Origin of the sequence: Embleya sp. NPDC005971, from assembly GCF_040629175.1 — a bacterium.
GTDB lineage: Bacteria > Actinomycetota > Actinomycetes > Streptomycetales > Streptomycetaceae > Embleya.
In genome coordinates this window covers 21,416-32,912 of the sequence record NZ_JBEXUX010000091.1, presented here as the reverse complement: position 1 = coordinate 32,912, position 11,497 = coordinate 21,416, and the positions used below count along the sequence as shown (strand labels likewise).

At 69.6% G+C, this 11,497-nt stretch carries 11 protein-coding genes; 7 read left to right on the top strand and 4 right to left on the bottom strand.

Annotated elements, in window-relative coordinates:
- Nucleotides 1-132 precede the first annotated feature (132 nt).
- Nucleotides 133-2,100, bottom strand: coding sequence for a serine protease (locus tag ABZ374_RS43440; protein WP_360323207.1), 1,968 nt, complete (start codon nucleotides 2,098-2,100; stop codon nucleotides 133-135).
- Between the two features lie 198 nt (nucleotides 2,101-2,298).
- On the opposite strand from ABZ374_RS43440, the gene ABZ374_RS43435 reads away from it, so the two are divergent.
- From ABZ374_RS43435 to ABZ374_RS43415, 5 genes are all read left to right on the top strand, one after another.
- A complete protein-coding gene (locus ABZ374_RS43435; RefSeq protein ID WP_360323205.1) occupies nucleotides 2,299-3,429 on the top strand; it encodes an aminopeptidase P family protein in 1,131 nt (376 codons plus the stop codon).
- Nucleotides 3,430-3,503: 74 nt separating this feature from the next.
- Complete coding sequence (gene efp, locus ABZ374_RS43430) at nucleotides 3,504-4,070, top strand: elongation factor P (protein WP_020551770.1); 567 nt, start codon at nucleotides 3,504-3,506, stop codon at nucleotides 4,068-4,070.
- Nucleotides 4,070-4,498: a transcription antitermination factor NusB gene (gene nusB, locus ABZ374_RS43425; RefSeq protein WP_360323203.1), complete on the top strand. Its 429-nt coding sequence runs from the start codon at nucleotides 4,070-4,072 to the stop codon at nucleotides 4,496-4,498. Before efp ends, nusB begins: the two co-directional genes overlap by 1 nt.
- A 119-nt stretch (nucleotides 4,499-4,617) precedes the next feature.
- Entirely contained in the window at nucleotides 4,618-4,992 is a 375-nt protein-coding gene (locus ABZ374_RS43420; protein WP_360323201.1) for a DUF202 domain-containing protein, read from the top strand.
- Nucleotides 4,992-5,336 carry a DUF202 domain-containing protein gene (locus ABZ374_RS43415; protein ID WP_360323199.1) on the top strand — a complete coding sequence of 115 codons (345 nt, stop codon included), beginning with the start codon at nucleotides 4,992-4,994 and terminating at the stop codon, nucleotides 5,334-5,336. Before ABZ374_RS43420 ends, ABZ374_RS43415 begins: the two co-directional genes overlap by 1 nt.
- Nucleotides 5,337-5,534: 198 nt before the next feature.
- On the opposite strand, the gene ABZ374_RS43410 is transcribed toward ABZ374_RS43415, so the two are convergent.
- Both ABZ374_RS43410 and ABZ374_RS43405 read right to left on the bottom strand, forming a co-directional pair.
- Nucleotides 5,535-6,026, bottom strand: coding sequence for a MarR family transcriptional regulator (locus ABZ374_RS43410; RefSeq protein ID WP_360323197.1), 492 nt, complete (start codon nucleotides 6,024-6,026; stop codon nucleotides 5,535-5,537).
- Nucleotides 6,027-6,152: 126 nt separating this feature from the next.
- The gene (locus ABZ374_RS43405) at nucleotides 6,153-7,766 is read right to left on the bottom strand and encodes an MFS transporter (RefSeq protein ID WP_360323195.1); all 1,614 of its coding nucleotides are present in this window, start codon (nucleotides 7,764-7,766) and stop codon (nucleotides 6,153-6,155) included.
- Between the two features lie 142 nt (nucleotides 7,767-7,908).
- On the opposite strand from ABZ374_RS43405, the gene ABZ374_RS43400 reads away from it, so the two are divergent.
- A complete protein-coding gene (locus ABZ374_RS43400) occupies nucleotides 7,909-8,568 on the top strand; it encodes a TetR family transcriptional regulator (RefSeq protein WP_360323193.1) in 660 nt (219 codons plus the stop codon).
- Between the two features lie 82 nt (nucleotides 8,569-8,650).
- Here ABZ374_RS43400 and ABZ374_RS43395 read toward each other — a convergent pair whose 3' ends face one another.
- Entirely contained in the window at nucleotides 8,651-10,003 is a 1,353-nt protein-coding gene (locus tag ABZ374_RS43395) for an MFS transporter (RefSeq protein WP_360323191.1), read from the bottom strand.
- A gap of 408 nt (nucleotides 10,004-10,411) precedes the next feature.
- On the opposite strand from ABZ374_RS43395, the gene ABZ374_RS43390 reads away from it, so the two are divergent.
- Entirely contained in the window at nucleotides 10,412-11,428 is a 1,017-nt protein-coding gene (locus ABZ374_RS43390; RefSeq protein WP_360323189.1) for a LacI family DNA-binding transcriptional regulator, read from the top strand.
- Nucleotides 11,429-11,497: the final 69 nt, after the last annotated feature.

Sequence of the window (11,497 nt, the reverse complement as noted above, 5' to 3'; positions counted from 1 at the left end):
GCCGATCCACGTGCAGCCACTGGGTGGCGACGTACAGATCGATGCCGCCGTCCTCGGCGGGCACCGCGAGGCCGCGAGCGTACCCACGTGGGTGACCCGGGCGCCCGTCCCGACCGAGCCGCCGGCCCGCGCTCACCCCAACAACCGCCCGATCGCCGTCGCCACCTCCCGATGCGCCAGATACGCGCCGATGTCGTGCGCGCGGTCATGCGGATTGGCCACGGTGCACTCCGCGCCGAGCCCGCTCCAGTCGTCGGCCAGCGGGCACCCGATCGCGACCGGATCGGTGGGACACCACGCGTTGAACCAGGGCCCCGCGATCGGCGGCAGGTGCGCCCCGCCGCCCCGCAACCGCGAATACACGGTGTCCATCCCCAGCGGACTGCCCACCGTGATCAACCCGGCCACCGGCACCTGCGGCCCGAGCCGGGTCAGCAGGTCCATCGCGACCACCGTGCCCAGGCTGTGCGCGACCAGCACCAGCGGACCGGCCCCGGGCAGCCCGGCCAGCACCTGATCGAGCACCGCCTCGCGCGTGTCGTCGCGATCCAGATAGGCCGCGACGTCGCGGAACGCGGCCCGGATCACCAGTCGGTCCACCCCGGTGTGCGCGGCGACCCAGCCCAGCGGTTCGTGCACCGCGCCCACCACGTGGTCCCAGATGCTCTCGGTCACCAGGACCTGCCCGGGGGCCGGCATCCCGGCCCGCCGCGCGGCCTCGTCCAGCAACTGCTCGTACAACGCCTGTGCGGACGCGGACAGCGGCGTCTCGACCGCCGTCGCCGATTCCATCACCTCGACGAGCCGGTCGCCGTAGAACGGGAACCAGACATCCTCGGGATCCACCGTCGGCAACCCCGCCATGGTCAGCCCGCTGTTCAGCCCGGCCGCCCAGCCGCGCCGCAACTCGCCCGGATCGTGCCCCTGTTGGCTGCGACCGTGCAGGAAGACCAGCCGCACCCGCCCGCCGAACGCGTCCGGCCGCCCGGTCGCCCCGGCCACCGCGACCGCCTCGGCACCCGACGCGGCCTCGACCGGCGAGCGCGGCGCGGGCACGCCCGTGCGCACCGTCGGCGTCGAGCCCAGCCCCGACCCGGCACCCAGGGTGGCGAGCAACGCCCGCTGTGCGTCGGTCGTGGTCAGCGCGCCCAGTCGGGCCAGGATCACGCTGATCCGCACCCCCTCGTTGGCGATCCACTTGATCTGCGCCACCCCCTGCTCGGGCTGCCAGGGCAGGCCCGCCAGGTTGAGCACCGCACCGCTGTCGTCCTGCGCGGGCACCCCGCTGTGGTGCAGCCCGACCGCCTCCCACTGGTCGTTGAACACCGGCGAACCGGAGTTGCCCGGTTCGGTGTCGGTCTCGTATTGGAGGAATTCGTCGAAGCGTTGGGTGAACCGGTTCTCCCGGATGGCGATCTCCTTGAGCCGCCCGTCCGGGTGACCGATCACGTTCACCGGATCGCCCACCACCAGCTTGCCCTCGGCCGCGATCAGCCGGATGTGCCCGAAGATCTGCCCCGGCGGCCGGCCGTCGCCGCCCGGTCGCATCGCGACCAGGGTGAAGTCGAGGTCCTCGTCGGTCAGGAACAGTGTGTCCGGGTCCGGGGCGAAGCGAGTGGTGTGGATCGGCAGGTCGTTGTCGATCCCCATCTCCGCGCCGAACTCGGCGAACGCGCCGGCCGCGGTCGCCGGGTCCGGGAAGACGTGATGGTTGGTCAACAACAGGCCCGGCGCGACCAGGAAACCGGTCGCCTGCGGTTGCATCGGGCCGCCCGTCGAGTACCAGATCCGGGCCACGCAGGCGGCGGCCCGCAACCCGCGGGCGAGGAAGTTCAGGCTCTGTAGGTCGTTGGTGACACCTATGATGCGTTCGGCCAGCCGCGGTGCGCTCTCCTCGGGCGAGGTGGCCAGCAACACCTGTCCGGGCACCTCGTGCTGCTCGACCAACCGGGCCGCGCGCAGTTGCAGCCGATGGTCGTCGTCCGGGAAGCGGCTGCCCGCTGCGCGGCGCCGGTCGATCTCGCCGCGGTCGGCTCCGGCGGCCCGGTAGCGCTCGGCCGCGGCGTTGATCTGGCGGACCAGCAGCTCGTCGGCCGGCACGGCGCGAGCATCGTCATTTCCGGTGATTTCCACTGAAGTACACCCCCTCGCAGGCAGCGTAGAACCGGATGGCGACCGTTGTCCGGATATCACCCGATTGCCCTGCTCGGAACCCGAAGGATGCAGTGCGCAGCCCGAAGGATGCAGTGGGCCGAGTCACGCCGGGCTCGGCCCACCTCGCGGGACTACGCTGATTCCATGCCCGAGGCCCATGCTCAACGCCGTGATCGGTTGCGTTCCCGTCTGGCCGGTGCCGGTGCGGACGTCGCCCTGATCACCAATCGCGTCAATGTGCGCTACCTGACCGGGTTCACCGGTTCGAATGCCGCGCTGCTGGTCTACGCCCCGGGAGCGGCCGGCGAAGGGTCCGCCGAGTCCGGCGCGGTGCTCTGTACGGACGGGCGCTACGCACACCAGGCGAGCGAGGAGGCGCCGGGCGTCGAATTGCTCGTCGAGCGGGCCTGTGCGCAGACGCTGACCAAGCGCGCCGCCGCGGCCGGCGCGGTCCGGCTGGCGATCGAGGAGCAACACGTCACGGTCGAGCTCTACCGCGCGCTGGGCGCCGTGCTGGCCGAGGAGAACGCCGCCGCCGCGCTGGTCGATCTCGGCCGGGTGGTCGAGGACCTGCGGCGGATCAAGGACCCGGCGGAGATCGCCGCGCTGCGGATCGCCTGTGAGATCGGCGATCGGGCGCTCGGCGAGATGATCGAGTCGATCCTGGTCGGGCGGACCGAGCGGCACATCGCGATGGAGCTGGAGCGGCGGATGGCCGACCACGGCGCGGACGCGGTGGCCTTCCCGACCATCGTGGCGACCGGGCCGAACTCGGCGATCCCGCACCACGATCCGGGCGACCGCCGGGTCGAGGACGGCGATTTCCTCAAGATCGATTTCGGTGCGCGCTACCGGGGCTATCACGCCGACATGACCCGCACCTTCGTGATCGGCACCGAGCCGGCCGGCTGGCAGCAGGAGATCTACGGCGTGGTGTTCGCCGCGCAGAAGGCGGGCCGCGAGGCGCTCGCGCCGGGCGTCGAGGCGGTCGAGGTGGACCGGGCCGCGCGTGCGGTGATCGAGCGGGCCGGCTACCTGGAGTTCTTCAAACACGGCCTGGGGCACGGCGTCGGACTGGAGATCCACGAGGACCCGCTTCTGGGTCCGACGGCGACCGGTAAGCTGGACGCTTGCATGCCGGTCACCGTCGAACCGGGGATCTATCTCCCGGGCCGCGGCGGTGTCCGCATCGAGGACACCCTGGTGGTTCGTCCGCTCGAAGACGGCGGGCCCGAGCTACTCACCATCACGACCAAGGAGTTGCTCGTCCTGTAGCGGACGGTATCGATACCTGTCCGGTCCGACGCGCGATCATCCGGTCCCAGAAGCACGCAGGAGACACCACACTCGTGGCCACGACCAACGACCTGAAGAACGGCATGGTGCTCAAGCTCGACAATGGCCAGCTCTGGTCCGTCGTCGAGTTCCAGCACGTCAAGCCCGGCAAGGGCGGCGCGTTCGTTCGTACGAAGCTCAAGCATGTCCTCTCCGGCAAGGTCGTGGACAAGACCTTCAACGCCGGCACGAAGGTCGAGACGGCCACCGTGGACAAGCGCGGCATGCAGTTCTCGTACAAGGACGGCACCGACTTCGTGTTCATGGACACGGACACGTACGAGCAGTTGCCGATCTCGCCCGAGACCGTCGGCGACGCCGCCAACTACCTCCTCGAAGGCTTCGAGGCGACCGTCGCGATCTACGAGGGCTCCGCGCTCTACGTCGAGCTGCCGGCCTCCGTCGAACTGCTCATCGAGTACACCGAGCCGGGTGTCCAGGGCGACCGGTCCACCGGTGGCACCAAGCCCGCGAAGCTGGAGACCGGCTTCGAGATCGCGGTTCCGCTCTTCATCACGACGGGCGAGAAGGTCAAGGTCGACACCCGTTCCGGTGACTACCTGGGCCGCGTGAACAGCTAGTGGCCGGTGCCCGCAGCAAGACCCGGAAGCGCGCCCTGCAGATCCTGTTCGAGGCCGACCAGCGCGGCGTCGACCCGGTGACGATCCTCGCGGACTGGGTCGGCCGCTTCCAGGCCGACAAGGCGGAGCCACAGGTCGCCGACTACACGATGCAACTGGTCGAGGGCGTCCAGGAGCACCGCAAGCGGATCGACGACCTGATCGGCACCTACGCCGTGGGGTGGACGCTCGACCGCATGCCCGGCGTGGACCGCAACGTCCTGCGCCTGGGCATCTACGAGCTGCTCTGGGAGAGCGACGTCCCCGACGTCGTGGCCATCGACGAGGCCGTCGAACTCGCCAAGGAATACTCCACGGACGAGTCGCCGGCCTTCGTGAACGGCCTGCTCGCGCGGATAAAGGACCTCAAGCCGACGCTGCTGCGTTAGCCGGGCCCGCCGCTTCCGGGACTTCGTCGAGCCGCCTGCCCCACACGGGGGAGGCGGCTCGACGGCGTTGTCGGGGTCCGACGCGGCCGAGCCGACCGGGCCGTGATCGAATGCCGATAATGAAGATCATGAGATCCGAGCGCAAGGGCTCCCGGCTCCGGGAGATCGGGGACGAGCCCGACTACCGCTTCACGCTCGCCAACGAGCGGACCTTCCTGGCCTGGATAAGGACCGCCCTGTCGCTGCTCGCGGGCGGAGTCGCGGTGGTGCAGTTGGTGCCGGATCTGGCTCCGCACGCGCAGCGGCTGGTGCTCGGTCTGGTCCTGGTCGGCTTGGCCCTGACCCTGTCGGCCACCGCGTATCGGCGCTGGTATCAGGTCGAACGGGCGATGCGGCTCGGGCGTGCGTTGCCGTTCTCCGCGTTGCCGCTGGTGCTCTCGGCGGGCCTGGTGATCGTGATCGTGGTCAGCGTCGTGCTGATGATCGCGTCCTGATGTCGGGATCGGCACTGCTGCCGGGCGCACCGCTGGATCCGGGGCTGCAACCGGAACGCACCAGGATGGCGTGGTCGCGTACCGCGCTGGCGTTCGTCGCCAACGGCGCGCTGCTGGTGCGCGCCGGGCACGTGCCGGACCGCTGGTGGTACATGGTGCCCGGCTGCGTGGTGATGGCGGCCGGCTGCGTGGTCTACGTGGTGGGCCTGCTGCGGCATCGGCAGATCTACCGCGCGGTCCGGGCGGGCGCCCCGGCGACCGGCGACCGGGCGATCCGGGCGACGCTGCTCACCGCGATCGTGGCCTGCGTGCTGGCGGCCGGCGTGCTGCTGGGCCGGCCCTGAGCGCGGCCGGCGGGACGCGCCGACCCACGATCGACCGGTGGAGCGGTGCTCGACGTGCAGCCACATGGCCACGACGGCCGCCGGACCGAAGGCCGAACTCCCGTCCAGGACAAGCGACTTCGTCCGACCCCACGCGGAGCCGGTCGAACCGGCCCCTCGGTGTGACACCTACCTCGCCCGCCGCCGGGCCGACAGGTTCTAGTTCTCCCGCCACCACCAGGCCTGGCTGAGGTTGTCCGGGAGTTCGCCGGAGGCGCCGAGTTGGCGCATGCCCGCGCGTAGACCTTCCTTGAGCACCTCGACCCCGTCGTCGCCGACCGCCTTCGTCCACGCGCCCTGGATCCCGGACAGCTCGGTCCAGATCACCTTCAGGCATTCGCGGCCGCGCTCGGTGAGGGTGATCCGGCGGGCCCGGCGGTCGGCGGGGTCGGGCTTGCGTTCGACGTAGCCGTGTCGGGCCAGGTGGGAGACCACCTCGCCGGCCGACTGTTTGGTCATGCCCAGTCGGCGCCCGAGCTCGGTGGCGGTGGTGCCGCCCTCGCCGACCAGGGTCAGCGCGAAGCCGTGCGTGGGCCGGATCTCGTCGAAGCCCGCACCCGTCATGCGGTCGGAGAAGAGTTGGCTGATCCCGCGCACGGCGCCGACCAGCAACGTCACCAGTTCGGACTCGGAGGAGGTGTCTTGCTGCACGAGGTAAGAATACCTGTCTAATTTGCCGGGCAAACCGGAACGCCGTCCCCGATGTGGATCGGGAACGGCGCGACGGTTGTGCCCACGAACCATGGCCTATGGATGTTGCTCCGAGTCGATCATGCCCTACACGTGCACGGCGACCGCGCCTTCGCGCTTTTCGCCCTGCCGTACGAACAGCGCGAGGACGATCCCGACCGCCATCGTGATCGCGGCGATGGTGAACGCGAGCTGCATGCCGTCCAGGAACGTGGTGGCCGACGCGTGGCGCACGGCGTCGATGGTGCGCTCGTTCATGGTCGCCGGATCCACCGGCGGGAAGCCCTGCGCGACCGACCCCTCGATCGCCTCGCGTTGCCCGTGCGGAAGTCGGTCGTAGGCGCCGGCCTCGGCCGGCCACCGGTCCGGCAGCGCCGAGGAGACCTTGGCCGCCACCACCGCGCCGAGCACCGCGGTGCCCAGCGCGCCGCCGACCTGCATCGCGGCCTGCTGGATGCCGGACGCGACGCCGGACAACTCCAGCGAGGCGTTGCCGACGATGATGTCCGTCGCGCCGACCATGATCGGGCTGAGCCCGAAGCCCAGCAGCACGAACGGCAGCATGGTGGCGCCGAAGCTCGCGTCCTCGCCGAGGCGGGCGAGCAGCGCCATCGCGGTCGCCGACAGCGCCAGGCCGGCGATGATCGGGATGCGCGGGCCGAGCTTGGTGATCGCCAGGCCGCCGATCGGCGAACCGATCATCATCACCACGGACATCGGCAACATCCGCACGCCGGTCTCGGTCGGGCTGAGGCCGTTGACGCCCTGGAGATAGAAGGTGATGAAGAACATCGCGCCGAACATCGCGAAGGCCATGAAGATCATCAGCACGATGCCGATCGAGAACGACCGGTTGCGGAACATCACCAGCGGCATCAGCGGCTCGGGCGCCTTGGTCTGCCACAGCGCGAACAGTGCGAGCAGGATCAGTGCGGCGGCCATGAAGCTCAGCGTGTAGGCGCTGCCCCAGCCCTTCTCGCCGCTCTTGATCACGCCCCAGACCAGGCAGAACATCGCCACCGAGAGCAGCACGACGCCGAGGTAGTCGATCCGGTTGCTCGCGCCGGCCACCCGGCTGTTGGCCAGCGCCCAGATGCCGACGACCAGGGTCAGCACGCCGATCGGCACGTTGATGTAGAACACCGACTGCCAGCTCACGTGCTCGACCAGCAGGCCGCCGACGATCGGTCCGGCGGCGGTGGCGGTGGAGATCGCCGCGCCCCAGATGCCGATCGCCATGTTGAGCTTGTTGCCGGGGAAGCTGTTGCGCAGCAGGCCGAGCGCGGTGGGCTGGAGCAGTGCGCCGAACACGCCCTGGAGCACCCGGAAGGCGATCAGCATCGAGACCGACTGGGAGAAGGCGATCAGCAGCGACGTGACCGCGAAGCCGGCCGCGCCGATCAGGAAGATCGTCTTGTGGCCGTAGCGGTCGCCGAGCTTGCCCGCCGGGATCAGACACACCGCGAGCGCGAGCAGGTAGCCGTTGGTGACCCACTGCAGGTCGGCGAGGGAGGCGTCCAGATCCTTGGAGATGGCCGGGTTCGCGATACCGACCACGGTGCCGTCCAGGGCCACCATCATCACGCCGAAGGCGACCGCCAGCAGGGTGAGCCAGGGATGCCCCTGCATGCCCTTGCGCACGGGGGCCTTCGAGAGATCCGGCGGGAGTGCGTCCGATGTCGCCGTCGAAGTCTGACTCATGTGTTCCCTACATCCATCCGAGGCCGGTGTCGTACCGAGCCATCGAACGATATGGCACACGGTGCCATATAGCCAAATCACTCAAGTTGCACACAGTGGCAAGTGTCATACTGTGCAGAGACGAACGAGAGGAACACCCAACGTGCGGGACACGGCCGGCACCGCGACGGGCTTGCGGGAGCGCAAGAAGGAACGCACGCGCGAGGCGTTGGTGGCCGCCGCGCTGGAGTTGTTCCTGCGCAAGGGGTACGACGCCACCACGATCGACGAGATCGTGGCCGCCGTGGAGGTGTCCAGGCGTACCTTCTTCCGCTATTTCGCGGGCAAGGAGGAGGTGGCGCTGGCCCGGGCGATCGAGTTCGAGGCGTTGTTCCTGGACGCGTTGACCGCCCGCCCGGCGGCCGAGGCGCCGTTGACCGCGCTGCGCCGCGCGGGCGCCGAGGTGTTCGCCCGGGTCGCCGACGAGGAACCGGACGGCGCGGGCCAGGAGTTCCTGCGGATGCGGCGGATGATCGAGGACACCCCGGTCCTGCTGGCCGCGTCGCTGCGCAACGCGATGGAGCTGGAGCGGCGGATGGCCGCCGAGGTCGCTCGGCGCGAGGGCGTCGAGCCCGGGGACGATCGCCGCCCGGCGCTGTCGGTGACCCTGTACCACGCGGTGATGCGGGTGGCGATGGAGGAGTGGACCGAGGCCGGGGCGCTCGACATCGCGGACCTGGCCCGCACCATCGACGACGCGTGGCAGGACATGGGCGCGCTGTTGACCGGCCGCTGGACGGCGGGCGAGATCCCGCGCCCGTGAACGCGGGCGTGGGGGTGCGGACATACCGACGGGGCGGACCGGTGATCCGGTCCGCCCCGTCGGCGTATGTGGTTCGACGTACCTACCGCACGCGTTTGACCAGCAGCACGAGCAGTGCGCCGGCCAGCGAGACGGCGGCGCCGAAAGCGAACAGACCCTCGTAGCCGAGGTCCAGGTCGTCGACCAGGAACGGAGCCAGGAATGGCGCGGCGATCTGCGGGCCGGCGTTGGCGATGTTGATCAGGCCCATGTCCTTGCCGACGTCCTGCGGGCGCGGGAGCACCTGGGTGATCAGCGCCATGTCGACGGCCATGTACATGCCGAAGAAGAGGCCGTTGGTGACCTGGAAGGCGATCATGCCGTCCTCGGTGGCCCAGATCAGCGGAATCATCAGGGACAGTGCGGCGCCGGCGCCCGAGGCGACCACGAACGGCTTGACTCGGCCGACCCGGTCCACGATCGGGCCGATCACCAGGGCCGCGACGATGGTCACCACGGCGTTGATCACGGTCAGGGTGCCCAGCTTGGACAACACCTCGGCCTGCGGGATCTTGATGTAGAGCACCAGGATGAAGAAGTTGAACTGCAGGATCACCATGTAGCCGAGCATCACGCCCAGGCGCGAGACCAGGGCGATGAAGAAGTCCGCGTGCTCGCGCGGCGAGACCCAGAAGCCCTTGACGAACGAGACGAACTCGAACTTCTCCCGCGGCAGGTCCTTGGTGGACCTGTCCGGGCTGAAGATCACGAAGATCAGCGCGGCGGCCACCAGCACCGCGGCGACCAGGTAGAAGCCTTTGGCTCCGCCGTCCGCCGGGTCGGCGAACTTGCCGTCGAAGCCGCCGATCCGGGCATCGATTCCGATCATGCTCAGGTCGACGCCGGCGAGCAGCAGCGAGACCACGATCGTGCCGACGGGGATGCCGAGGCCGATCAGCGCGGAGAACTTGCCGTACTTGCCCGCGGGCACCCGGTCGGGCATGACCGCGGTCACCGCGGCCTGGTAGCCGTTCATGATGAACTGGATGACGCCCCAGGTCAGCCCCACCACCGCGATCGAGTTCGCGTTGGCCTGGAAACACAGGGCGGCGGCGCCGATGAGCGCGCAGAACAGGATGAACGGCGAGCGCCGGCCGAACCGGGACCGGGTGATGTCGGAGAGCTTGCCGAACAGCGGGTTGCCGATCGTGGCGAACAGCGCGCCCCAGAAGATCGGCCACTTGAGCGCTTCCTGGTCGGGAACGCCCTTGATGTGGATGACCTGCGTCGGGAGCAGGTAGATCCCCACGCCCAGCCACAGCATGTACAGCGCGATATTGGCAAGGGGCAGCGTCGCGTAGAGCGGCCCGAGCTTGTATCCGGTGGGCTCGGTGCGACCGGCGGCTTCCGGCGCCGGCGACGAGGAGTCGGGCGCCTCGGTGGTGGGCGAACTCATGTGGACCGTCCGATGGAGGGGACTCGAATCCCTCCCTGCACGGAGGACTCGAATCTGCTGACGAGGTTGGTCTCGGAGCCTAGGTGACACGAATAAGCAGAGGGAATGGGTCCACAACGTGAAATCAGTCCGACTAGATAACGATTTGATTGTTCAAGGCTTGAAGGAAGCAGAATCTGCACCGCTCGATCACCGTGAGTGATCTTGTAACGACCGACACGCGTCGGTAGCGCATTCGAGCGATTACGGCCAAGGTTGTGCCCGCTAACCAAGCGGTATCGGGTCGCGCGTCTCTGTGATCCGGTGGACATCGGTTGCGCGCGGGCCGGACCCGCGCGCGGGTGCGGTAGGGGGTGTCGTCGAGATGACGAGCACGAAGTCGGTCACTTGCCGCCCGGAGGGTCACGGATGAGCGCGCCGGAGGCGGGGGCCAAACCCCCCACCAGTTCCGATGTCGCCCGGCTCGCCGGCGTATCCAGATCCACCGTGAGCTACGTGCTCAACTCGCCGCCCGGGGTCCGGGTCAGCGCGCAGACCCGCGAGCGGGTCATGCTCGCGGTGCGCGAACTGGGGTACGCGCCCAGCGCGCCCGCCCGTTCGCTGCGCTCGGGCAACAGCGACGTGGTGCTGTTCCCGCTGCCACTGCAGCCGATGGGACAGCTCCTGGAGGCGTTCATCGACGAACTGACCGAGGCGCTCAACCGGCACGAACTCAGCCTGCTCATCCACGCCGACCGCACCTCGCGCGGAGCCGACGCCGCCCGGCAGTGGGCCGCGCTGCGACCGCTCGCGGTGATGGCCGAATCCAACCGGCTCACCGGCGGCGCGGTCGACGTGCTCAAGCGGGCCGGGGTCCGGGCGATCTTCGCGTGGGGCCGCGAGGAGCACCCCGACGTGCCCACCGCGATCTTCGACAACCGCGACACCGGCCGGGTCGCGGTCCGCCACCTGATCGACCGCGGCCACCGCCGACTGGCCTGCCTGGTGCCCTCCGGGCCGTTGGCCTTCCTCGGCGAGGAGCGCTGGGCGGGTGCGCAGGCCGCGGCCGAGGAGGCGGGCGTCTCGCTGCGCCGGGTGGACGTGGGCTACGTCCGCGAGGACGTGCTCGCCATCGTGCGGCAGTGGCAGCGCGAGAGCGAACCGCCGACCGCGGTGTTCGCGGGCAACGACGACTTCGCCCTGATGATCATCTCGGCGTTGCGCGAATGCGGCTGGTCGGTGCCGGAGGACATGGCCGTGGTGGGCGCCGACGACCTGCCGTTCTGCGATCTGGTCTGGCCGCGGCTGACCAGCGTCTCGATGCACACCCGGACGATGGGATCGGGCGCCTCGGACGCAATCACCACACTGATCCGCGGCCGGGACTACCGACCCGGCGGTCGAATGGTCGTGCACCCGCGCGTGGTGGTCCGCGAATCCGGCTGAGGCCGGCGATCGTACAAAAGGTGAAGGGTCCCGAAGCCGATCGGCTTCGGGACCCTTCGACGTTTCCGC